The sequence below is a fragment of the Pseudomonas rustica genome (assembly GCF_049959085.1).
GTDB classification, from domain to species: Bacteria; Pseudomonadota; Gammaproteobacteria; order Pseudomonadales; family Pseudomonadaceae; genus Aquipseudomonas; species Aquipseudomonas rustica.
Genome location: NZ_CP188200.1, coordinates 4,660,925 through 4,685,172 on the forward strand (window position 1 = coordinate 4,660,925; position 24,248 = coordinate 4,685,172).

General features: G+C 58.1%; 18 protein-coding genes. 10 read left to right on the forward strand and 8 right to left on the reverse strand.

Going from position 1 to position 24,248, the window contains the following annotated elements; translation table 11 throughout:
- Positions 1 to 10 precede the first annotated feature (10 nt).
- From ACP3TY_RS21330 to ACP3TY_RS21340, 3 genes are read left to right on the forward strand one after another with little or no spacing between them, the layout of a single operon-like run.
- Positions 11 to 937, forward strand: a complete 927-nt coding sequence (locus tag ACP3TY_RS21330) for an ABC transporter permease subunit (protein ID WP_159815353.1) — start codon at positions 11 to 13, stop codon at positions 935 to 937.
- Between the two features lie 10 nt (positions 938 to 947).
- Positions 948 to 1,916 carry an ABC transporter ATP-binding protein gene (locus ACP3TY_RS21335; protein ID WP_129389065.1) on the forward strand — a complete coding sequence of 323 codons (969 nt, stop codon included), beginning with the start codon at positions 948 to 950 and terminating at the stop codon, positions 1,914 to 1,916.
- The gene (locus ACP3TY_RS21340; protein WP_053117064.1) at positions 1,916 to 2,896 is read left to right on the forward strand and encodes a peptide ABC transporter ATP-binding protein; all 981 of its coding nucleotides are present in this window, start codon (positions 1,916 to 1,918) and stop codon (positions 2,894 to 2,896) included. The genes ACP3TY_RS21335 and ACP3TY_RS21340 overlap by 1 nt, the downstream gene beginning before the upstream one ends.
- A gap of 267 nt (positions 2,897 to 3,163) precedes the next feature.
- On the opposite strand, the gene ACP3TY_RS21345 is transcribed toward ACP3TY_RS21340, so the two are convergent.
- The 3 genes from ACP3TY_RS21345 to ACP3TY_RS21355 form a co-directional block, all read right to left on the reverse strand.
- On the reverse strand, positions 3,164 to 3,580 hold the full coding sequence (locus ACP3TY_RS21345; protein ID WP_426618424.1) for a hypothetical protein: 417 nt from the start codon (positions 3,578 to 3,580) through the stop codon (positions 3,164 to 3,166).
- A gap of 305 nt (positions 3,581 to 3,885) precedes the next feature.
- The gene (locus ACP3TY_RS21350; RefSeq protein ID WP_426618425.1) at positions 3,886 to 4,146 is read right to left on the reverse strand and encodes a hypothetical protein; all 261 of its coding nucleotides are present in this window, start codon (positions 4,144 to 4,146) and stop codon (positions 3,886 to 3,888) included.
- A 914-nt stretch (positions 4,147 to 5,060) separates the two neighbouring features.
- Positions 5,061 to 6,644, reverse strand: coding sequence for a peptide chain release factor 3 (locus ACP3TY_RS21355; RefSeq protein ID WP_053117061.1), 1,584 nt, complete (start codon positions 6,642 to 6,644; stop codon positions 5,061 to 5,063).
- A gap of 422 nt (positions 6,645 to 7,066) precedes the next feature.
- On the opposite strand from ACP3TY_RS21355, the gene ACP3TY_RS21360 reads away from it, so the two are divergent.
- The 5 genes from ACP3TY_RS21360 to ACP3TY_RS21380 all read left to right on the forward strand — a co-directional run bounded on the left by ACP3TY_RS21360 (position 7,067) and on the right by ACP3TY_RS21380 (position 12,341).
- Positions 7,067 to 7,783: an ABC transporter permease gene (locus ACP3TY_RS21360; RefSeq protein ID WP_053117060.1), complete on the forward strand. Its 717-nt coding sequence runs from the start codon at positions 7,067 to 7,069 to the stop codon at positions 7,781 to 7,783.
- Between the two features lie 21 nt (positions 7,784 to 7,804).
- Positions 7,805 to 8,710 carry a glycine betaine ABC transporter substrate-binding protein gene (locus ACP3TY_RS21365; RefSeq protein ID WP_426618426.1) on the forward strand — a complete coding sequence of 302 codons (906 nt, stop codon included), beginning with the start codon at positions 7,805 to 7,807 and terminating at the stop codon, positions 8,708 to 8,710.
- Positions 8,711 to 8,723: 13 nt separating this feature from the next.
- Positions 8,724 to 9,377, forward strand: coding sequence for an ABC transporter permease (locus tag ACP3TY_RS21370; RefSeq protein ID WP_053117058.1), 654 nt, complete (start codon positions 8,724 to 8,726; stop codon positions 9,375 to 9,377).
- A complete protein-coding gene (locus tag ACP3TY_RS21375) occupies positions 9,374 to 10,531 on the forward strand; it encodes a betaine/proline/choline family ABC transporter ATP-binding protein (protein WP_053117057.1) in 1,158 nt (385 codons plus the stop codon). Before ACP3TY_RS21370 ends, ACP3TY_RS21375 begins: the two co-directional genes overlap by 4 nt.
- A gap of 646 nt (positions 10,532 to 11,177) precedes the next feature.
- Positions 11,178 to 12,341, forward strand: a complete 1,164-nt coding sequence (locus ACP3TY_RS21380; protein WP_053117055.1) for a type III PLP-dependent enzyme — start codon at positions 11,178 to 11,180, stop codon at positions 12,339 to 12,341.
- 51 nt (positions 12,342 to 12,392) lie between these two features.
- Here ACP3TY_RS21380 and ACP3TY_RS21385 read toward each other — a convergent pair whose 3' ends face one another.
- The 4 genes from ACP3TY_RS21385 to ACP3TY_RS21400 form a co-directional block, all read right to left on the reverse strand.
- The gene (locus tag ACP3TY_RS21385) at positions 12,393 to 13,286 is read right to left on the reverse strand and encodes a hypothetical protein (RefSeq protein WP_426618427.1); all 894 of its coding nucleotides are present in this window, start codon (positions 13,284 to 13,286) and stop codon (positions 12,393 to 12,395) included.
- Between the two features lie 114 nt (positions 13,287 to 13,400).
- Complete coding sequence (locus tag ACP3TY_RS21390) at positions 13,401 to 15,665, reverse strand: alpha-xenorhabdolysin family binary toxin subunit A (protein ID WP_426618428.1); 2,265 nt, start codon at positions 15,663 to 15,665, stop codon at positions 13,401 to 13,403.
- A gap of 162 nt (positions 15,666 to 15,827) precedes the next feature.
- On the reverse strand, positions 15,828 to 16,580 hold the full coding sequence (locus ACP3TY_RS21395) for a tetratricopeptide repeat protein (RefSeq protein ID WP_426618429.1): 753 nt from the start codon (positions 16,578 to 16,580) through the stop codon (positions 15,828 to 15,830).
- Entirely contained in the window at positions 16,577 to 17,257 is a 681-nt protein-coding gene (locus ACP3TY_RS21400; protein ID WP_426618430.1) for a Fe2+-dependent dioxygenase, read from the reverse strand. Before ACP3TY_RS21400 ends, ACP3TY_RS21395 begins: the two co-directional genes overlap by 4 nt.
- A 207-nt stretch (positions 17,258 to 17,464) precedes the next feature.
- Here ACP3TY_RS21400 and ACP3TY_RS21405 point away from each other — a divergent pair, with 207 nt between their 5' ends.
- Both ACP3TY_RS21405 and ACP3TY_RS21410 read left to right on the forward strand, forming a co-directional pair.
- A complete protein-coding gene (locus ACP3TY_RS21405) occupies positions 17,465 to 19,780 on the forward strand; it encodes a TonB-dependent receptor (RefSeq protein ID WP_212544091.1) in 2,316 nt (771 codons plus the stop codon).
- Positions 19,781 to 19,987: 207 nt separating this feature from the next.
- Entirely contained in the window at positions 19,988 to 22,516 is a 2,529-nt protein-coding gene (locus ACP3TY_RS21410; protein ID WP_426620510.1) for a PepSY domain-containing protein, read from the forward strand.
- A gap of 108 nt (positions 22,517 to 22,624) precedes the next feature.
- Here ACP3TY_RS21410 and ACP3TY_RS21415 read toward each other — a convergent pair whose 3' ends face one another.
- Complete coding sequence (locus tag ACP3TY_RS21415; protein ID WP_426618431.1) at positions 22,625 to 24,166, reverse strand: alkaline phosphatase D family protein; 1,542 nt, start codon at positions 24,164 to 24,166, stop codon at positions 22,625 to 22,627.
- Positions 24,167 to 24,248: the final 82 nt, after the last annotated feature.

Here is a 24,248-nt window from a genome sequence, read left to right on the forward strand (position 1 = left end):
GTCCAATCCAATGAGCACTCCAACTTCCTCAGTAGCGACGTCCGCCACCACCGCGGATCAAAGCCTGCTGTACCCGTCTCCGTACAAAGAATTCTGGCAAGCCTTCTCCAAGAACAAGGGCGCGGTCGCCGGCCTGCTGTTCATGTTGCTGGTGATTTTCTGCGCGCTGTTCGCGCCGTGGGTCGCCCCGCACAACCCGAGCGAGCAATACCGCGACTTCCTGCTGACGCCGCCGGCGTGGCTTGAAGGCGGGCAGATTCAGTTCCTGCTCGGCACCGATGAACTCGGCCGTGATTTGCTGTCGCGTCTGATTCAGGGCTCGCGCCTGTCGCTGCTGATCGGCTTGTCTTCGGTGGTGATGTCGCTGATTCCGGGGATCCTCCTCGGTCTGTTCGCCGGTTTCTTTCCGAAGATGATTGGCCCGACCATCATGCGTCTGATGGACATCATGCTGGCCCTGCCGTCATTGCTGCTGGCTGTGGCGATTGTCGCCATCCTCGGCCCTGGCCTGATCAACACCGTGATTGCGATTGCTGTGGTTTCCCTGCCGTCCTACGTGCGTCTGACCCGTGCCGCCGTGATGGGCGAACTGAACCGCGACTACGTGACCGCCGCGCGCCTCGCTGGTGCCGGTCTGCCGCGTCTGATGTTCATCACCGTGCTGCCGAACTGCATGGCACCGCTGATCGTTCAGGCGACCCTGAGCTTCTCCTCGGCGATTCTCGATGCCGCTGCGTTGGGCTTCCTCGGCCTTGGCGTACAACCGCCAACCCCTGAGTGGGGCACCATGCTGGCTTCGGCCCGCGACTACATCGAACGCGCCTGGTGGGTTGTGAGCCTGCCTGGTTTGACCATTTTGCTCAGCGTGCTGGCAATCAACTTGATGGGCGACGGTCTGCGCGATGCGCTCGACCCGAAACTCAAGAACGCCGCCTGAGGAGATTCCCATGTCACTGCTAGAAATCAAGAATCTCAACGTTCGCTTCGGCGACAAGACCGCGACCCCGGTGGTCGACGGCCTCGACCTGAAAGTCGACAAAGGCGAAGTACTGGCCATCGTCGGTGAATCGGGCTCGGGTAAATCCGTGACCATGATGGCGCTGATGGGCCTGATCGAGCATCCCGGCATCGTCACCGCCGACTCGCTCAACTTTGACGGCAAAGACATGCTCAAGCTGAGCAATCGTCAGCGTCGGCAGATCGTCGGCAAAGACCTGTCGATGGTCTTCCAGGATCCGATGACCGCGCTGAACCCGAGTTACACCGTCGGTTTCCAGATCGAAGAAGTGCTGCGTCTGCACCTGAAAATGTCCGGCAAGCAAGCGCGCAAACGTGCGATCGAACTGCTGGAAAAAGTCGAAATCCCGGGCGCCGCCAGCCGTATGGACGCCTACCCGCATCAACTGTCCGGCGGTATGAGCCAGCGCGTCGCGATCGCCATGGCGATTGCCGGCGAGCCGAAACTGCTGATCGCCGACGAACCGACCACGGCACTCGACGTGACGATTCAGGCGCAGATCATGGATCTGCTGCTGGCGTTGCAGAAAGAACAGAACATGGGCCTGGTGCTGATCACTCACGACCTCGCGGTCGTGGCAGAAACCGCCCAGCGCGTCTGCGTGATGTACGCCGGGCAAGCCGTGGAAGTCGGCCAAGTGCCGCAACTGTTCGACATCCCGGCGCACCCGTACAGCGAAGCGCTGCTCAAGGCGATTCCCGAGCACAGCCTTGGCGCCTCACGCCTGTCGACCTTGCCGGGCATCGTTCCGGGCCGTTACGACCGTCCGCAGGGTTGCCTGCTGTCGCCGCGTTGCCCGTACGTGCAGGACAGCTGCCGCGCGCAGCGTCCAGGCCTTGATCCGAAAGCCCACAGCCTCGCCCGCTGCTTCTACCCGCTGAACCAGGAGGTGGCGTAATGGCCGTCGTACTTACCGCCCGCGACCTCACCCGTCACTACGAAGTCTCCCGTGGCCTGTTCAAGGGTCACGCGACCGTGCGCGCCCTGAACGGCGTGTCGTTCGAACTGGAAGCCGGCAAGACCCTCGCTGTTGTAGGCGAGTCGGGTTGCGGCAAATCCACCCTCGCCCGTGCGTTGACGCTGATTGAAGAGCCTTCGTCCGGCTCGTTGAAAATCGCCGGACAGGAAGTCGCCGGCGCCGACAAGGCTCAGCGCAAGCAACTGCGCAAAGACGTGCAGATGGTGTTCCAGAGCCCGTACGCCTCGTTGAATCCACGGCAGAAAGTTGGTGACCAGCTCGGCGAACCGCTGCTGATCAACACAAACCTCTCCGCCGCCGAACGTCGCGAGAAAGTCCAGGCGATGATGAAGCAGGTCGGCTTGCGTCCTGAGCACTATCAGCGTTATCCGCACATGTTCTCCGGCGGCCAGCGTCAGCGTATTGCCCTGGCGCGCGCGATGATGCTGCAACCGAAAGTGCTGGTGGCGGACGAACCGACCTCGGCACTTGACGTATCGATTCAGGCGCAGGTGCTCAACCTGTTCATGGATCTGCAGCAGGAGTTCAACACCGCCTACGTGTTCATCTCGCACAACCTCGCGGTGGTGCAACACGTCGCCGATGACGTGATGGTGATGTACCTCGGCCGCCCGGTGGAAATGGGCCCGAAGAACGACATCTACGAACGCCCGCTGCACCCGTACACCCAGGCGCTGCTGTCGGCGACCCCGACCATTCACCCGGATCCAAACAAGCCGAAGATCAAAATCGTCGGCGAACTGCCTAACCCGCTGAACCCGCCACCAGGCTGTGCTTTCCACAAGCGCTGCCCGTACGCGACCGAGCGTTGCAGCACCGAAGAACCGGCACTGCGTCCGCTGGATAATCGGCAGGTGGCTTGCCACTACGCCGAGCAATTCCTCGACGGCGCGGCGTAAGCAAAACCTGCGAGGAGACACAAAACCTGTAGGAGCTGCGGCACGCTGCGATCTTTTGATCTGGATTTTAAGGATCAAAAGATCGCAGCGTGCCGCAGCTCCTACAGGAGTATCGCGAGGCAGTATTGATCCTCTTTGACTTCAACGGGATACAGATCACCCTCATCTGATTCAGCAACTGTGCGAAAGTGATTCTCTACCTATCAAAAAAAAACGAAGCGGACATCAATACAACGCTTTTCTCGCCAATAATCTCCTCATGCCAAACTATGAAAATCCTTTAAAATCAGCTTCAACCAAGACCTCGACTTCCTCCACCTGATCATGACTGTGCTGTAACGCCTTAACTTTGATAACAGCCTTCTGAAGCGCCTTATCGAATACTTCAATCTTTACCGTCCCAGAGTCAGCCCTGAATAAAACTCCGTCATCAGTTGAGAAAAACACATTCGCTTTACCCGGCAGCCCCCCAGCGGTTATTTCATAAGTTGTCCCCGCCACAATATCTTCCGCATCCACGTAAACATTAAGAGTATGAAGAATTCCTGATAAATTTTCAGCCCCAGCGAATCCAGTTATAGAACCACGCTGATATGCTTGAACATTAGTGGTTACAAAGCCTTCAACATTAAGGCCCGACGCTACCATTTGCCCTGTCGTTTGAGTATTCGCACTGTTTATCATAATGAAACTCCTTCCATTGGGTTTGATCTTTAAACCTCCAAATTACGAATGTATTTGTAATGACCCAATGAAGATTCGTCTACTGTCATATCTGACAGGTGTCTCTACATAATCCTGATAATCTGACAAACGGCTCCAGACGAAAATTCGATCTTGCTCGATCCGGACAACCCGTTGTTAGAACTGTAGGAGCTGCGGCACGCTGCGATCTTTAGATTCTGATTGATAAAATCCAGATCAAAAGATCGCAGCGTGCCGCAGCTCCTACAGGGATATCGCAACCAAGGGTTTATTTGATCTTAGAATTACGTCTGGCTATCGCCCTCATCCGAATCATCAGTGTCCGGCTCGTCAGTGGTCGAGTCGTCATCGTCGGCGGCACCGCCCTGCCCCTGATCGCCCGGCTCGGATTCGGATTTGGCGAGCATCAAACCGCTGTGCCCCACCTGCCCGTTGAAGGCCTGAGAATCATGATCCTCGCACTCGGCCCAGGCCGTCGCGGTGCCGAGGGACAGCATCACCATCACTTTCAATAGCAATAAAACGCGTAGCAATCTGCTCTTCATAGCCGACTCCATCCTTTTCCAGGTGAGACATACGTGCCTGACTGGCGCTGTGTGAAATCTAGTTCCGATCAGCCGTGTTCACCAGATAGGACGCTAAAGGCCGAGTGGAAATGCCCTCGAAGGACAGATTGCTTTTGAATAACACTGATAGCTGAATCACCTAAGTGAAGGTTTGTGCGGGGTGGACGAACGAGTGGCTTGGCGGGTCAACGGAATTTAAACAGCACAAGCACCGTACTGGCCAGCCAAACGTCGTGGCCAAGTACATCGAGAGATTACAAAAAACCGACTTGAGATCAAAAGCCCCTCACCCTAACCCTCTCCCGGAGGGAGAGGGGACTGATCTGAGGTGATTGGGAGAGGTAGGCCGACGTGGGATACCGAGTCGAGCCCAGATTCTGAAAGGCTCACAAATCGGCTCCCACTCCCTCTGGAGAGGCCTGGGCGGGCGGCGTTCCGATGAGGGGCAAAAACACCACAAATCCAAAGCCGAAACCTTGCTCCTCACCACTCAATAGGCCGAGTGTCAGCTCGCCTGCTCTTGATCTTGATCTTGATTTTGATCCACAGGCGACATCGGAAGGCTGAGTGGAGGGATTGATCCGGGCGTGGGAGCGCAGCGACCGTTTGGCGCAGCCAAACACAGCGAGAGGAGGTGCAGCGCAGCAAACCGTAGGCGCTGCGCCCGGATCGATCCCGCAGCGAAGGAACCCCGAGCCCCAGCGAGCGGGCCGCACGTAGGAGCAAGCGTTTTTTTGCTTACTTTTTTTAGGCGTTTGTAAAAAAAGTGAGTCGCCGTAAGGGCGAAACCGTAATCAGAAACTCCCGCAGAAACGGATATGCCCCCAAACCCAAGGCAATAAAAAACCCCCAAGGCATACACCTTGGGGGCTTCGGACAAAACAGTTCAGAGCTTAGTGATGCTCACGCGTCGCACGGAATTTCACATCCGGCCAACGCTCCTCCATCAACGCCAGATTAACCCGCGTCGGCGCCAGGTAAGTCAGGTGCCCACCGCCATCAACCGCCAGGTTCTCCACAGCCTTGTTGGAAAACTCCTCAAGCTTCTTCTTGTCGCTGCACTCAATCCAGCGCGCGGAATACACAGTGATCGGCTCATACGAGCACTCAACCTTGTATTCCTCCTTCAAACGGCTGGCGACCACATCAAACTGCAGCACACCCACGGCGCCAAGAATGATGTCGTTGCTGCGCTCCGGGAAGAACACCTGCGTTGCACCCTCTTCGGCCAACTGCTGCAGACCCTGACGCAACTGCTTGGACTTCAGCGGATCACGCAGACGCACACGACGGAACAGCTCCGGCGCAAAGTGCGGAATGCCGGTGAACCCGAGAACTTCACCTTCGCTGAAGGTGTCGCCGATCTGGATGGTGCCGTGGTTGTGCAGGCCGATGATGTCGCCCGCAAAAGCCTCTTCCAGTTGCTCACGCTCGGAGGAGAAGAACGTCAGGGCGTCGCCGATGCGCACGTCCTTGCCGGTGCGCACGTGGCGCATCTTCATGCCTTTCTCGTACTTGCCGGAGCAGATACGCATGAACGCGATACGGTCGCGGTGCTTGGGATCCATGTTTGCCTGGATCTTGAAGATGAAGCCCGAGAACTTCTCTTCGACCGGCTCAACGGTACGTTCGTTGGCGACACGGGCCAATGGACGCGGCGCCCAATCGACAACGGCGTCGAGGACATGGTCAACACCGAAGTTGCCCAAAGCCGTACCGAAGAACACCGGGGTCAGCTGACCGTCGAGGAATTCCTGCTGGTTGAATTCGTGGCAGGCGCCCTGAACCAGCTCCAGTTGATCGATGAAACGGTCGTACTCGTCACCCAGGTGTGCGCGGGCTTCGTCGGAGTCGAGTTTCTCGATGATCTTGGTTTCGGTGCGCTCGTGACCATGACCGGCGGTGTAAACAATGATGTAGTCATCGGCCAGGTGGTACACGCCTTTGAAGTCGCGGTAGCAACCGATCGGCCAGGTGATCGGCGCGGCTTTGATCTTCAGAACGGCTTCGATTTCGTCGAGCAGTTCGATCGGGTCGCGGATGTCACGGTCGAGTTTGTTGATGAAGCTGACGATCGGCGTGTCACGCAGACGGCAGACGTCCATCAGCGCGATGGTACGCGGCTCAACGCCTTTACCGCCGTCGAGCACCATCAGCGCCGAGTCGACCGCCGTCAAGGTGCGATAAGTATCTTCAGAGAAGTCTTCGTGGCCCGGGGTGTCGAGCAGGTTGATCATGTGTTCGCGATACGGGAACTGCATGACCGACGTGGTAATGGAAATACCCCGCTGCTTCTCCATCTCCATCCAGTCGGATGTCGCATGGCGATCGGATTTACGGGATTTCACCGTACCGGCCACTGCAATCGCCTTGCCCATCAACAGGAGCTTTTCGGTGATCGTGGTTTTACCGGCATCGGGGTGGGAAATAATGGCGAAAGTGCGGCGTTTCGCGACTTCGGCGGCCTGGTTGGTCATGGGAAATCGCCTGGCGGTGATTCAAAAAAGGGCGGCGAGTATAGCTTAAAAAGTAACCGCCGAACCACCGTCCCTCGGGCCCGCAAAACCCTGTAGGAGCTGCCGCAGGCTGCGATCTTTTGCTCTGTTGCGCTAGAACAAAGTCAAAAGATCGCAGCCTTCGGCAGCTCCTGCAGGTGGCCAGATGGCATCTTATGTGGGAACCTTTCAGCGCTCGGAGACGTCCATCCCCTGTTACGAATTTTCGTCAGGGGCTGAAAAATCAGCAAGTTAGCCTGACGAGGCTGCGCTCATGGCTCGCTTTCAGCCCCCTTTTGCGGCGCTGAAAAACGGCTACTTTTCGCGAACGACGCTCCCGGCAGCCAAGGTTTGGCCTGCCACACGGGACTGCGCTCGCCGACTACAAAAAAAGGAGTCCGCCTGTGGCTATCCGCTATGGCAAAGGGCTGATTGGAGGTGCGGTGGTGATCGCGCTCCTGGCCCTGCTGGTCCACTGGATCGGCATCAACACGATCGAACACTACCGCGACGATTTGTTGTTTTACCTGCAAGCTCATCTGATTCTCGTCCTCGCTTCAATGCTGGCCGCCCTTGTCGTGGGCATCCCCGCCGGCATCTTCCTCAGTCGCCCGACCATGGTCGGACGCGCCGAGCGCTTCATGCAAATCTTCAATATCGGTAACACCGTGCCGCCGCTGGCCGTGCTCGCGATTGCCTTGGGCGTCCTCGGCATCGGCAGTGGCCCGGCGATCTTCGCTTTATTCCTCGCCTCCTTGTTGCCGATTGTGCGCAACACCTACGAAGGCCTTAAAAACGTTCAGGGATCGCTTAAAGAAGCGGCCGTCGGCATCGGCATGACGCCGCGCCAGGTGCTGTGGAAAGTCGAATTGCCCAACGCCGTGCCGATCATTGTCGGCGGTGTGCGTGTGGCCCTGGCGATCAACGTCGGCACCGCGCCGCTGGCATTCCTGATCGGCGCCAACAGCCTCGGCAGTCTGATCTTCCCCGGCATCGCCCTGAACAATCAGCCGCAACTGGTACTCGGCGCTGCGTGCACCGCACTGCTCGCGTTGCTGCTCGATGGCGTCGTCACGCTTGCCAGCCGTCTCTGGCTGGAACGCGGTTTGCGCACGTCTTAAGGCTTTTGCGAAGGAATACCTATGAAACGATTTAGCTTGATTCTAAGCCTGATGCTGAGCAGCGCCCTGCTGTTCGCCGGCATCGCGCACGCCGCTGACAAACCGGTGATTCGCCTCGGCGCCCGGGTCTTCACCGAGCAGACCCTGCTCGCGGAAATCACCGCGCAATACCTGCGCAGCAAAGGCTACGACGCGCAGATCACTGGCGGTCTGGGCAGCAACCTCGCCCGCAGCGCTCACGAAAGCGGGCAACTGGACTTGCTCTGGGAGTACACCGGCGTGTCGCTGGTGGCTTACAACCATGTCACCGAGAAACTCGACAGCGCTCAGTCCTACGCCCGGGTGAAAGAACTCGACGCCAAAAAAGGCCTGATCTGGTTGACGCCGTCGAAATTCAGCAACACCTACGCCCTCGCGCTGCCGAAAAAAGTGGCTGAGGAATATCCGCAGATCACCAACATCAGTCAGTTGAACGAGGTGCTGCGCGCTGAAGCCAAGACCAATCATCTGGTGGCGCTGGACACCGAGTTTGCCAACCGCTCCGACGGCCTGATCGGCATGGTCGACCTCTACGGCATGAACCTGACCCGCAAGAACATCCGCCAGATGGATGCCGGGCTGGTTTACACGGCGTTGCGCAACGGTCAGGTGTTCGCCGGTCTGGTCTACACCACCGACGGCCGCCTCAGCGCCTTTGGCCTGAAACTGCTCGAAGACGACAAACACTACTTCCCCGATTACACCGCAGCCCCGGTAGTGCGCCAGGCAACACTCGACGCCAACCCGAAACTGGCCGAGCAACTCAAGCCGCTGGCCGAACTGTTCGACGACGAAACCATGCGCCAGCTCAACGCGCGGGTCGATGTCGATCATGAAAGCCCATCGTCCGTTGCCGCCGATTTCCTGCGCCAACATCCGCTGAATTAAAGGAGGAAAAGTCATGGAATTCTTCAACGCCTTTTCCCATCTCGACTGGCAACAGGTGATGCACCTGACCTGGCAGCACATCACCCTGGTCGGCATCGCTGTAACGTTGGCGATTGTCGTCGGCGTGCCGCTGGGCATTTTGATGACGCGCTTCCCGAGTCTCGCCGGCCCGCTACAGGCCAGCGCCACCGTGCTGCTGACCGTGCCGTCGATTGCGCTGTTCGGTTTGCTGCTGCCGTTCTACTCGAAGTTCGGTCAGGGCCTCGGCCCGATGCCGGCGATCACCGCCGTGTTCCTCTATTCACTGCTGCCGATCATGCGCAACACCTACCTCGCCCTCACCGGCGTCGAACCCGGCATACGTGAAGCCGCACGCGGCATCGGCATGACCTTCGGCCAGCGCCTGCGCATGGTCGAACTGCCAATCGCGGTGCCGGTCATCCTCGCCGGCGTGCGCACCGCCGTGGTGATGAACATCGGCGTAATGACCATCGCCGCGACCATCGGCGCTGGCGGCCTCGGTGTGTTGATCCTCGCTTCTATCAGCCGCAGTGACATGTCGATGCTGATCGTCGGCGCGCTGCTGGTCAGTCTTCTGGCCATTTTCGCTGACCTGTTTCTCCAATGGCTGCAACGCTCGTTGACTCCAAAAGGACTCCTCAAATGATCGAACTTCAAAACCTCAGCAAAACTTTCCAAAGCAACGGCAAAGACGTCAAAGCCGTGGACTCGGTGAGCCTGACCGTCAATGAAGGCGAGATCTGTGTGTTCCTCGGGCCATCGGGTTGCGGCAAAAGCACCACGCTGAAAATGATCAACCGCCTGATCAAACCGACCTCGGGCAAGATCCTCATTAATGGTGAAGACACCACCGATCTCGACGAAGTGACCCTGCGTCGCAACATCGGTTACGTGATCCAGCAGATCGGTCTGTTCCCGAACATGACCATCGAAGAAAACATCGTCGTCGTGCCGAAACTGCTCGGCTGGGACAAACAGAAATGCCACGACCGCGCCCGCGAGTTGATGAGCATGATCAAGCTTGAGCCCAAGCAGTATCTGCATCGTTATCCGCGTGAACTGTCCGGTGGTCAGCAACAGCGCATCGGCGTGATCCGTGCACTGGCAGCCGATGCGCCGCTGCTGCTGATGGATGAGCCGTTCGGTGCGGTCGACCCGATCAACCGCGAGATGATCCAGAACGAATTCTTCGAGATGCAGCGGGCGCTGAACAAGACCGTGATCATGGTCAGCCACGACATCGACGAAGCGATCAAACTCGGCGACAAGATCGCGATTTTCCGCGCCGGCAAACTGCTGCAGATCGATCACCCGGACACGCTGCTCGCGCACCCGGCGGACGATTTTGTCAGCAACTTCGTCGGCCAGGACAGCACGCTCAAACGCCTGCTGTTGGTGAAAGCGGAAGATGCGGCGGACAACGCGCCATCGGTGAGCCCGGAAACGCCAGTGGCCGATGCGCTGGAATTGATGGACGAACATGACCGTCGCTACGTGGTGGTTACCTGCGCCGACAACAAGGCACTGGGCTATGTGCGTCGTCGTGATCTGCACCGTCAGACCGGCACTTGCGCGCAGTTCTTGCGTGAATTCAACGCCACCGCCGCGTACGACGAGCATCTGCGCATTCTGTTGTCGCGCATGTACGAGTTCAACCGTTCGTGGTTGCCGGTGATGGACGCCGAGCGAGTGTTCCTCGGTGAGGTAACGCAGGAGTCGATTGCCGAGTATCTGAGCTCCGGCAAATCCCGCGGCGGCAAGACCAGCATCGTCTCGCCAGCTGAGGCCGTAGTCGCCTGATTTTCGGGCAAGAAACACAAATCCATGTAGGAGTGAGCCTGCTCGCGATTGGCAATCTCAGTCGATGAAGATGTCGACTGAAAAAAAGTCATCGCGAGCAGGCTCACTCCTACAGGATGGGGGTGTGACCAAGGCATTCACAAGGCGGAAAAGAATCTCAACACCCGCCACTCGGAATTGTTCTCGAACCTCCTGCTCAAACTAGCCAAATCCCCCCTCATACCCTCCCCTCGCCGCCAACGTCGCCGATGTTGCCGCCATCACACTTATCCACGACTTCGCCGACATAATCCGCGAACGTGCAGGTATTTTTAACACTTCAAAATTCTCGGGGAACATCTGTCCGTCATCTCGGTCGGCTACAAAGAGTGATCAAAGCGACGCACGTCAGAAGCGTGCAAAAACGCGACATTTTTAGTTGATCTCAGGCCCCTCACGCCCTAAAGTTCGCGCCGAACGTCCATGCTGGAAACGATCCATCCGGCTCAAGTACTGACGACGAGACAGCAAGGCCAAGGGCAAATCCGCCCGTGGCCTTTTTGCTTTCGGCGACATGCCTTGGGAAGTAGGCGAACCAAAGTGGGGATACGGAGGGCGTTCATTTGCACCCATTGTTTTTACGAGTTTGCCCATAGGAGCTCCCAGCATGTCGATCAATGTCGAAGACTATTTCGCGCGCGCCACTTTTGACAAAATGAAGGCGTTTGCCGACAAACAGGAAACCCCGTTCGTGGTGATCGACACCGCGATGATCAGCCAGGCCTACGATGACCTGCGCGCCGGTTTCGAATTCGCCAAGGTCTACTACGCGGTCAAGGCCAACCCGGCCGTCGAGATCATCGACCTGCTCAAAGAGAAGGGTTCGAGCTTCGACATCGCCTCGATCTACGAGCTGGATAAGGTGATGGATCGCGGCGTCAGCGCCGACCGTATCAGCTACGGCAACACCATCAAGAAATCCAAGGACATCCGCTACTTCTACGAGAAGGGCGTGCGCCTGTTCTCCACCGACTCCGAAGCTGACCTGCGTAACATCGCCAAGGCTGCACCGGGCTCGAAAGTCTATGTGCGCATCCTCACCGAAGGCTCGACCACGGCTGACTGGCCACTGTCGCGCAAATTCGGCTGCCAGACCGACATGGCCATGGATCTGCTGATCCTCGCTCGCGACCTCGGCCTGGTGCCTTACGGCATCTCCTTCCACGTTGGTTCGCAGCAGCGCGACATCAGCGTCTGGGACGCAGCGATCGCCAAGGTCAAAGTGATCTTCGAGCGTCTGAAAGAAGAAGACGGCATCCACCTCAAGCTGATCAACATGGGCGGTGGCTTCCCGGCCAACTACATCACCCGCACCAACAGCCTGGAAACCTACGCCGAAGAAATCATCCGCTTCCTCAAGGAAGACTTCGGTGATGACCTGCCGGAAATCATTCTGGAGCCAGGCCGTTCGTTGATCGCCAACGCCGGTATTCTGGTCAGCGAAGTGGTACTGGTCGCACGCAAGTCGCGCACGGCTGTTGAACGCTGGGTGTACACCGATGTGGGCAAGTTCTCCGGCCTGATCGAAACCATGGACGAAGCGATCAAGTTCCCGATCTGGACCGAGAAGAAAGGCGAGATGGAAGAAGTGGTCATCGCCGGCCCGACTTGCGACAGCGCCGACATCATGTATGAAAACTACAAGTACGGTTTGCCGCTGAACCTGGCGATTGGTGACCGGTTGTACTGGTTGTCGACCGGTGCTTACACCACCAGTTACAGCGCGGTTGAGTTCAATGGTTTTCCGCCGTTGAAGTCGTATTACGTGTAAGCGTCTTACCCGTAACGCAAAAAGCCCATGACCTGTCATGGGCTTTTTGCGTTACAGCCGGGTCAATTTGCCCAGTTGGTCCGACATGCTTTGCACATCGTTCAACGGCCCCTTGAGCATCGGCAGCGCAGATTTCGCCCGCGCCATCGTCATCGCCGGATAATGGTCTCGAAGCATCTGTTGCGCTTCATCCAGCATGCACGACATCCGATGGCAGAAATCGCTGAGGTTGTTCGCCGCACTGGCAGCGCGTCGGCGCAGGTTGAACAGAAACTCGACATGTTCTTTGGACTGCGCGATTCGCTCCTCATGCGAATACAACCGGCCTGGCTCATAAGTCGTGCCGGGCAGACCGATTTTACCCAGACTGTAATAGGCCTCGATCTTGGGGATCGGTTTATCGCACGTGCATATCGGCATCGTCAGGCACTCGATGAAACGCACGAAGATGCCGTGGATCGACTCGGCCAGTCCGATCACCCGGGTTTTGAAATTGAGCACCATGCCCCGATATTGCTCAAGCCGGCGATCCATTTCGCGCAGCACATCGATGATGCTTTCGGCAGGTGCATTACCCCAGGCAGGCGACCTCACCAGTGAAAATTGCCGCGGATCAATCGTGACGATCGTCTTTCGGCGATTGTCGGCCTCTGAAACGACTGCCTGAAACTCTTCGATAAAGGCAAAAATCTCAAGCAACACCTGCGCAGAACGGCTGCCAAGCGCCGGTGTGGCCACCTGTATCGCCCGCCAACACATTTCACTGGTTTGTGCAGCCTGCCTCAGGCTTTGAACATTCGGCGGCGGCACCATGATGTGCTTTTGCCGTTCGAAGATCCCGGTAAACTCGGTCATTTCCTGCAAGGCAGGGGGTAGATCCTGCAGAAACTTCACATACTGCTTCAATGCAGCGAAGTTTTTTTCTGCCAGTAAATATTCAAGCATCAGCCTCTCCTTAGTCTGATCGTACTTTTCATTGCCGATGGAACCGTGCCCATCGGCAATCCTGCGCGGGACTCTGATATCACACACAAATGCAGAGCACGCCTACCGGCAGACTCAGCGCTGCGGAACGGACAGCGGATTAAGGAAAGCGATAAACAGTGGCGCATGCTGTTTCAACGCGGCACTGAGTGCATCACAGTCGTCCGACACTTCGACATCGATTGCATCGCGCAACTGCTCAAAAGCATTCACGGCAGGACGGTAGGTGGCGGCATATTCGGCGCGACAGTCTTCCATGGCGTGAATGGCCTTCAGGTAAGTGACCTTGCCTTGCGAATCACGGATACCCGCGCGCTCGCTTTCAATCTCGGCCTGCACGCCATCGATTTTCAGCTTCAGCTTGTCGCTCTCACGCACCATGTCCAGGAAGCGCACAGACTCACGAATGCCAATAAGGGTTCGCTTCAGTTGGTCGATGGCCGCCATCACCAGTTTGATTTCCGGCGGAGCCAGGCCCAGTTCGGTGATCTTGGCGATGGTCAGCTCAACGTCCTTGCCCAGATTCTCGATACCGCTTTTTTCCAGCAGATTGACCCCGTCAATGATGACCTTTCGATCAGCCGCAAGCTCTGCAAGTTTGCTGTCCAGCTGCGCAATTTCTGCATCGGCCACGAGCGCGTCGCGCTGGAAATCGGCGATGTAAGCCTGCGTCAGACGCATATCAAACCGTGCATCAATATTGCGCAAGGCGTTACGCACCAGAGTTGCCTGCTTGGTCATGGCAGAGGAAATCGAACGCAAAATGTCCTTGCGCTCATCGTCGATTTCTTCAATGACCTCAGGATCGGTTTCTTTCAACCGATCCTTCTCGTTGCGGGCGAGACGTCGCAGGCAGTTTTGCAGATCATTCACTCCGGTCTGGGCCGAATCCTGCAATTGGTTTTGGCATTGCCCCATGCCACTCACAGTGCGCTTGAAGCGGTCAAACAGATCAGGCAGGTAACCCAGTTTAGTCTTCAAGACTTCTGCCTGAGTGCGAGCTTCACGCATCTGTTCGACAGTGGAGGCCAAAGTGGCCATGTCCACAGGCGGATAGCTCACTGTCGCGCTGAGACTGATCACACGCGAGGTTCGCGTGCTGAACGAATAGTTGCGCTCGTATTCTTCATCAGCCTCTTTGAAGACCTGAATAAGCTTGTCCGAGTCGGTCTCGATGGTTTTCCATGGCAGCACGACTTCTTCGAACTCGGTACCGAAGACCCGCAGGCTCAAGGCATCGTTGACGCGGCCCATCGCAGCGACCGAGTTGGAAATGTGCAGGTAGAGGCTTTTCCAGACATGCATCAGGTTCTGCGTGGCGATGTCGGCATCGATGGCCACGATCATCAGACTTTGCAGGTCATGTTTGACGCGGGCAAGAGAACCGAGTGTCTGGTTCTTGCTCGCCAACACCTGGATATCCCGTTCCTGTTCGGCATACAACGCTTTGCGTGCAGCACGAATATTTTCCGCCTCCACCCCCATGTAGATAGCCATGGCCAGGCCCACGATGTTCATCCCGGCGGCAGACTTCAATGCCTCCTGAACAGCGGCCTTGTATTCAGTGTTTTTGATATCGATTTCTTTGGCACGATTATCGATGTCATTCTTCAATACCTTGATATCTGCTGCCAACGTACTGCTGTCGATCAAGCCGACCCTGAGTTTGATATTGGGCAGGACATGTTCGCGCAGATCATAACCAAATAAGTCCAGGTCATTCTTGATGCCTTGCACATCGCTGAGGTTTTTATTGATCCGCTCGAATATTCGCTGCAGGTAATAGTCCAACGTCGCGATGGTATCCGGATCAATTTCAATATCCGGAAACTTGTCACCCAATTCAATTTCGAGAGCTTTAAGCTGGGCAAGTGTTTTAATCTTGTTTTTCTTGAGGAACGCGACCGAATCATCGTCGCTCAAGACTTCCTGAATCGCCTTGCCATAATTGAGCATGCTGCTGGCAAAGCTCTTCAGCCCCTGCCCGGTCATCATGATGCGTTCACGCAGCGGCGACCAGCGTCTTGCGTGGTTGCGGGTGTTTACAAAGGTCGAGAGGAAATCTGTCGGATTCAGCCCTGGGCCGCCGTTCTGCCCTGCGCCATAACGCAGATAATCTTCGACATCCTTCAGGGTATGCGGCAGCGCCAGGCCGGCGGCTTCATATTTACGCAAATCAATGATCTGCTTTTTAGTGAGGAGCAACCCTCTGTCGCGTACTACTTCATCGCCATCCGACGTCGATGCGTCACTTAGTAACTTTGGCGCCGCCGCCATCTGCATAACTTGTTCAGGCGAGGCATTATTCAGGGCATCGCCCCATAAGCTGGAAGAAGACATGATCATTCCTTTAATCAGTTTGGTAAGAACTTAAACTTGCCAGACAGACTTAAGCATAAAAGCCGCACTTAAAAAAAGCGCTTCATGACTTCAATATATTTATAAAGAATACTAACAACTGGACATACGACTCGATACTTGCGAACAGCGCCTTGAATTCAACTAGACGCTGATATGCCCTGCGCGTTCTTTATACTCTTGAGCCAATGCCTGAATGGCCGTGTGTGCTGCGCTCTCCAAAGTCTGGGCAGCCACGCCGAGAAACGCAGCATGCCCCCCGAACATTGCCTTGCGGTACCAGCCTGACGCCTCTTCAATCTGTGAGCGCTCGGCCAGCACGCTGGCATAACTGAACTGGCCACGGAAGTCGCCGGCCTGCGCCGAGCGGCGATACCAGTCGAAGGCTGCGGCAGGGTCCGCGCGACAATGGCGCCCCTCTTCAAGATAACGCCCGAGCAGGTTCATCGACTTGGCGTGTCCGGACTCGGCGGCCTGGCGATAAAGCGCCAATGCTTGCGGCTGATCGACCGCCACGCCGCGCCCGGTCGCCAAGAGATTTGCCAGGTTGTACATCGCCCAATCCAGGCCTGCCTGCGCCGCGACTCGATAATGCTGCGCGGCAACCCCGGCATCGGCGGCACACCCCCAGCCATGCTCATGACAACGCCCGAGCATGTTGCGCGCCATCAGGTGCCCGCGTCCGGCGGCGATGCCGAACCAGCGCAGCGCCAGCGGCGGGTCCTGCGCGATACCCTGGCCGTCCAGCAGGATTTGCCCGAGCAATGCCTGCGCTTCAACCTCGCCCTCGCCCGCTGCCAGCAAAATGGCTTGGGCCGCACGGGCCGGACTTTCAGTGAGCATGGCGCTGAGTTGTTCGCCGTTGAGGACTTCCTCGCGACGCAATAGAAAACTCATACCTCGACCCAGCGACGCAGCAGGTTGTGATAGGTGCCGGTTAAGCGAATCAGCGAAGGGTGATCGGGCATGTCTTGAGTGAGTTCCTGGATCGCGCCGTCCATCTCGAACAGCAGCGCGCGCTGGCTGTCTTCGCGCACCAGGCTTTGCGTCCAGAAGAACGACGCATAACGCGCGCCGCGAGTGACCGCGTTGACCTTGTGCAGGCTGGTGCCGGGGTACAACACCATGTCGCCGGCGGGCAGTTTCACTTGTTGCGTGCCGAAGGTGTCCTGAATCTCCAGTTCGCCGCCGTCGTAATCCTCAGGCTCGCTGAAAAACAACGTTGCCGACAGATCGGTGCGCACGCGCTCGATGCTGCCCTTCGGTTGGCGCACGGCGTTGTCGATGTGGAAATCGAAGCTGCCACCGGCCGTGTAACAGTTCACCAACGGCGGGAAGACTTTGTGCGGCAATGCGGCGGACATGAACAGTGGATTTTTCCACAGCCGCTCGAGCATCGCCGCGCCGATTTCCTTGGCCAGCGGATGGCCTTCGGGCAGTTGCAGATTGTGCTTGGCCTTGGCCGACTGGAAGCCAGCGGTGATCTTGCCATCGGCCCAGTCAGCCTGCTGCAAAGCCTGGCGAATGCGCTGCACCTCGTCTTTCGCGAACAGTGCGGGGATGTGCAGCAGCATGGCGATGTCACCTGATGGCAAAGAGGCGGCAATGGTATTGATTCTTATTTTCTGTGTAAAACCCGGGAGACGAATGAACTGGCAGAAACCGTAAGGTTAAATTGTAAAGAATGTAAATTCAGTGCGAATAACAATGTTTCGCAATTGATACGAATACCTGTTTACCCTATATTCCGCCGCCTCAAATCCTTGGGGAGGGGAATAAAAATGGCACGTCAACACGCACAATTACCGGTCAGTTCACCACGTCTGCTCGCCTCTGCAATCGGCGTCGCAATTACCGCCGGCTCCGCTGGCCAGATGGTGTTCGCTGCCGAGAAAACCGACAGCAAAGCGTCCGGCAATGCCATCGCTCTGGACGCCACCGCCATCACCGGCGAAGCGCAGGACTCGACGTCCTACCAGGTCGAAAAAGCCTCCTCGCCCAAGTACACCGCGCCGCTGGTCGACACGCCGCGCTCGGTCACCGTGATCCCGCAACAAGTACTTAAAGACACCGGCGCCCTGAACATGCAGGACGCGCTGCGCACCGTGCCGGGCATCACTTTCGGCGCCGGTGAAGGCGGCAACCCGCAGGGCGACCGTCCGTTCATTCGTGGTTTCGACGCCCAGGGCGACACCTACCTCGACGGCGTGCGCGACACCGGTTCGCAGAGCCGCGAAATCTTCGCCGTGGAAAACATTGAAGTCAGCAAGGGCCCGAACTCCGCCATCGGCGGTCGTGGCGCAGCAGGCGGCAGCATCAACCTGGTGAGCAAGAAAGCGCACCTCGGCAACTCGTTCGACGGTGGTTTCACCTGGGGTTCCGACCAGACCCAGCGTTACACCCTCGACGGCAACTACCAGTTCAGCGACACCGCCGCTGGCCGTCTGAATCTGATGAGCCACGAAAGCAACGTCGCCGGCCGTGACAAGGTCGATTACGACCGTTGGGGCATCGCCCCGTCTCTGGCGTTTGGTCTGGGCACCGACACCCGCGTCAACCTCGATTACTACCATCTGGAAAGCAACGACACTCCGGACTCCGGCGTGCCGTACACCATTCCGCTCGGCGGCTCGGCGGCACGCAGCAAATCCAATCCGGACAAGCCGTACTCGGGTGGCGACCACAGCAACTTCTACGGTCTGGATCGCGATTTCCGCAAGGGCCGCACCGACACCGCGACCTTCGCCATCGAACACGATTTGAGCGACTCGCTGACGATCAAGAACACCCTGCGTCATGGCACCAGCATGCAGGATTACATCCTGACCCAACCGGACGACAGCAAGGGCAACGTCAACAACGGTACGGTCTGGCGTCGTGCGAACACTCGGGTGAGCAACACCGAGACCACCACCAACCAGACTGACCTGTTCGGTAACTTCTACGTTGCAGGCTTCAAGAACAGCTTCTCCACCGGTGTGGAATACACCCGTGAGGAGAGCCAGAAGTCCTCGTACAACGTCAACACTGACACCACGCCGCGCACCACCGCCGCGACCACTAACTGCAACCCGGGGCTGATCGGCGCAGCCAGTGGCTACAACTGCACCTCGCTGTCAAACCCGAACCCGAACGATCCGTGGAACGGCGCGATCTCGCGTAACTACGCCGGCACCGACACCCAGTCCGATACGTACGCGCTGTATGCGTTCGACACCCTGGAGTTGTCCGAGCAGTGGCTGGTGAATATGGGCCTGCGTTACGACCACTTCGAAACCGGCTACAAGACTTACACCAACGCCGGCACCACCACTTCGAAGGGTGCTGACACCAGCGAGTTCGTCACCGGTCAGTTCGGCGTGGTTTATAAGCCAGCGGAAAACGGCAGCATCTATGCGTCTTACGCGACCTCTGCCACGCCGCCGGGCAACACCTTGGGCGAAGGTCAGGAAGGCAACCCGTTGGGCGGCAGCACTGACCGTGCCGGCAACCTGCTGAGCAGCGACATGGAGCCGGAAACCACCAAGAACTACGAAATCGGTACCAAGTGGGACCTGCTCAACGATCGTTTGTCGCTGACCGCTGACATCTTCCGCACCGAGAAAGAAAACGCTCGGGTACAAGTCGACACCACTTCGTACGAAAACGCCGGCAAGACCCGCGTGCAAGGTTTCGAACTGTCGGCCAGCGGCAAGATCACCGAGAAATGGCAAGTGTTCGCCGGTTACGCGTTCATGGACAGCGAGCAAGTTGACGGCGGCCCGCTGAACCGCGCCACCGACGGCAACGAACTGCCAAACACGCCGAAAAACAGCGCCAGCCTGTGGACCACTTATCAGGTCACACCGAAGCTGACCCTCGGTGGCGGCGCGTTCTATGTCGACGACGTTTACGGCAGCGTGGCCAACACCACCATGGTCGATTCGTATGTGCGTTACGACGCGATGGCGGCGTACAAGCTGACCAAGAACGTCGACCTGCAACTCAACGTGCAGAACCTGACAAACGAAACCTACTACGACAAAGCCTTCTCGACCCATTTCGCCAACCAGGCGGCGGGCCGTACGGCATTGTTGAGCACCAACTTCCACTTCTGACCCTGTAGGAGCTGCGGCACGCTGCGATCTGTTGATCCTGATCTTAAAAGTAAAAACAAAGATCGCAGCGTGCCGCAGCTCCTACAAAAACAGTCGGCCCCGTTCATTCAATTGAACGGGGCTTTTCTGCGTAATAAAGAACGCTTCTCGATAACCCACGGCATAATGCGCGCCGTGATGACAATTTCCGAACGGACGGCGAGTGACGTGTTGAAGAAAACCCTGTTCCAGTTGCACTGGTTTTTTGGCATCACCGCAGGCCTGGTGCTGGCGTTGATGGGCATCACCGGCGCGACCTATTCGTTTCAGGACGAAATCCTGCGGGCGCTGAATCCCTCCGTCCTGCAAGTGGAAAAACAAGTCGCCGGCGTCTTGCCACCGGTCGAACTGGTCGAGCGCATCGAAGCCGCGTCCGGCAAAAAAGTCTCGATGCTCTCGGTCGAGACCGACAGCGGCAGCGCAGCGAAAGTGTTTTTCACCCCGCCCAAGGGTGAACGTCGCGGCGAGATGCGCTACTTCGATCCGTACACCGGCGAGTTCATGGGCGATGCCGTCGGCCAGGACTTCTTCGGCCTGATGCTGCAACTGCACCGCTTCCTCGCCATCGGCGATACCGGCCGCAACATCACTGGCGCCTGCACGCTGATCCTGCTGTTTTTCTGCCTCTCCGGGTTGTACCTGCGCTGGCCGCGTCAGTGGAACAGCTGGCGTGTGTGGCTGACCCTCGACTGGAAGAAAAAGGGCCGCGCCTTCAATTGGGATCTGCACTCGGTGGCGGGTACATGGTGCCTGTTGGTCTATTTGCTGCTGGCGCTGACCGGGTTGTCGTGGTCGTACGAGTGGTACAACAAAGGCCTGACCAAACTGCTTTCCGATGCGCCGCAAAACGAACGCGTGCGCGGTGGTCGTGGCCCGGCACCGCAAGGCCCGGCGCCGACTGCCGATTACGCGGCGATGTGGAGCAGCATCTACAGCGCCGCCGGCCCCGGCCTGTCTGCCTACAACATTCGTATGCCGCCCGTGGCTGGCCAACCGGCGACCGTGTTTTATCTGCTGGAAAACTCGCCGCATGAGCGCGCGCTCAACCAGATCACCCTCGACCCGGCCACCGGCATCGTCAAACGCGTCGACCGCTACGCCGACAAGAGCTTCAAGGCGCAACTGCTGACCAGCATTTATGCACTGCACGTCGGCAGCTATTTCGGCCTGATCGGACGGATCATCATCACCCTCGCGGCGGTGTGCATGCCGCTGTTTTTCATCACCGGCTGGCTGCTGTACCTCGATCGTCGGCGCAAGAAAAAGCAGATCAAGGACGCACGTAAAGGCCTCGAACAACCGGCGGGCGATGCACCGGCGTGGCTGATCGGTTTCGCCAGCCAGAGCGGTTTCGCCGAACAACTGGCGTGGCAAACCGCCGGGCAATTGCAGGCCGCCGGTTTGCCGGTGAAGGTGCAGCCGCTGGCGAATGTCAGCGAGCAGGATCTGCGTGAATCGAACAACGCGCTGTTCGTCGTCAGCACCTTCGGCGACGGCGAAGCACCGGACAGCGCCCGTGGTTTCGAGCGCAAAGTGCTGGGCAAAGCTTCGACACTGGACAGCTTGAACTACGCGGTGCTTGGACTCGGCGATCGTCAGTACCAGCACTTCTGCGGCTTTGCCAAACGTCTGCATCAGTGGCTCGGCGAGCATGGTGGCAAGACACTGTTTGCGCCGGTGGAAGTCGACAGCGGCGATCCCTATGCGCTGCGTCACTGGCAGACGCAACTTGGTCTGCTCACCGGACAAGCGCCGGTCGATACCTGGCAAGCACCGAGCTACGACAACTGGACGCTGACCCGCCGCGAATTGATGAACCCGGACAGCAGCGGTTCGCCGGTTTATCTGTTGGGCCTGAGCGCACCGAACACCAGCAGTTGGCTGGCTGGTGATCTGGTCGAAGTGCTGCCGCGCAACTGCCCGTGGGTCATCGAACATTTCCTCGACGGCCTCGGTATTCGTGGCGAGACCATGGTGAAAATCAACGGCCTCGACGAGCCGCTGGAAGTTGCATTGGCTTCGCGTCAATTGCCGGAGCATCGCGCGCATCTGGTCGGTTTGCATGCGCAGTCGCTGGTCGATGCGATGGTGCCGCTGGCCATGCGCGAATACTCGATCGCCTCGATTGCCGCCGACGGTGTGCTGGAGCTGATCGTGCGTCAGGAACAGCATGCCGATGGCACGCTGGGCATTGGTTCCGGCTGGTTGACCGAGCATGCGCCGGTCGGTGGCAGCATCAGCCTGCGCGTGCGTCGCAACAGCGGGTTCCACCTGCCGAACGAGCCGGTGCCGATGATTCTACTGGGCAACGGCACCGGTCTGGCCGGGCTGCGCAGTTTGCTCAAGGCACGGGTTGCCGACGGTCAGCAGCGCCAGTGGTTGCTGTTTGGCGAGCGTAACCGTGAACACGATTTCCTCTGCCGTGCGGAGCTGGAAGAGTGGTTGATCAACGGTGATCTGGAACGGCTGGATCTGGCGTTTTCGCGGGATCAGGCGGAGAAGGTTTATGTGCAGGATCGCTTGCGTGAATCGGCGGGTGAGTTGAAGAAGTGGCTGGCGGATGGGGCTGTCATCTACATCTGCGGCAGCCTTCAGGGCATGGCTTCAGGCGTGGATCAGGTGCTCAAGGACATTCTCGGCAGCGCTGAAGTCGAGCGCCTGATCGAACAGGGCCGCTATCGCCGTGACGTCTACTGACACAGCGCTTTCCCTGTAGGAGCTGCCGCAGGCTGCGATCTTTTGATCTTGATCTTTTCAAAAGCAAAATCAAAAGATCGCAGCCTTCGGCAGCTCCTACAGAGGGGGTCAGACGGGTTGTAGTTTCTGCTCGAAAACCGCCACTCCATCCAGATCCCGCAACACTACACTCATCTCCCCGCTCTGCCCTTCAATATTCACCTCACCAAAAAACTGAAACCCGGCAAACGGCGAGGTGTTCTGTACCGCCGGGGCCTTCTCGAACACCACCTGTGGCCCAAAGGTTTTATCCAGCGGATTCGGCCCGAAACTCCCGGCATTCAACGGCCCCGCAACAAATTCCCAGAACGGCTCGAAATCCTGAAACGCCGCCCGATCCGGGTGATAGTGATGCGCCGCGCAGTAATGCACGTCCGCCGTCAAAAAGACGAAGTTGCGCACCTGCTGCGCGCGCAAAAAACCGAGCAATTCGGCGATCTCTAACTCACGTCCCTGCGCCGGGCCCGGGTCGCCATTGGCCACCGCTTCCCATCGCGCCACACCCGGACTGACTTCACCGTCCGGCACGCCAAGTCCGATCGGCATGTCCGCAGCAATGACTTTCCACTGTGCCTTCGACGCCTTCAATTCACGCTTGAGCCAGTCCAGTTGTTCACGCCCGAGAAACGGTTTTTCCGCGCCCAGATTGTCGTCATTCGCCTCGCGATAACTGCGCATATCCAGCACAAATACATCGAGCATCGGCCCGTAACTGAGCTTGCGATAGATCCGCCCGCCACCGTCGGCGGCCTGCAAACGCATCGGCGCATTTTCCAGCCACGCCTGCCGCGCGCGCCCCACCAAGGTGTGGATATCTTTTTCCTGATAACGCTCATCCAGTTGCTTGCCCGGCGACCAGTTGTTGACCACTTCATGGTCGTCCCACTGCCAGATCTGCGGCACTTCGGCGTTGAAGCGGCGGATGTTTTCGTCCATCAAGTTGTAGCGATAGTTACCGCGATAATCGTCGAGGGTTTGCGCGACTTTGCTCTTCGCTTCAGTGGTGAGATTGCGCCAGATACGCCCGCCTTCGGTGGTGAACTGCGCAGGCACCGGGCCGTCGGCGTAGATGGTGTCGCCGCTGTGGATAAAGAAGTCCGGCAGGCGCAAGCGCATGGCTTCGTAGATGCGCATGCCGCCGATGTCCGGGTTGATGCCGAAGCCTTGGCCGACAGTGTCGCCGCTCCAGACAAAACGGATATCGCGTCTGGCCGTCGGCACACTGCGCAAATGGCCGAACCACGGTTCGCTGGCGACGCCGGTCTGGGCGTCTTCGAAATACACGCGATAGAAAATCGCCTGATTGGCGGGAAGTCCGGTGAGCTCGACGCGGGCGGTGAAATCAGTACGCGCGTCGGCCAGTGCCGAGATGAATTTACGCGGGTTACCGAACAGGCTGCGGGTGTCCCACTCGACCACCATGCGCGCGGGGCGATCGCTGCGACTCCAGATCATCGCGCGATCGCCGAGCAGGTCACCGGACTGCACGCCATCGGTCAATTGCGGACGATCCTTGACCGAAGCAATCACCGCCGGCGCCAGCCCCGGCAGCAACAGCCCGGCGCCGATCCCTTGCATGACACGCCGGCGACCGAGATTGAAATCGCTCATGGGGTTCTCCCTGGAAAAAGGGAAACTTAAGCACGCCCACATGAAACAGACATGACACCCGCCCTTGTAGGAGCCGAGCTTG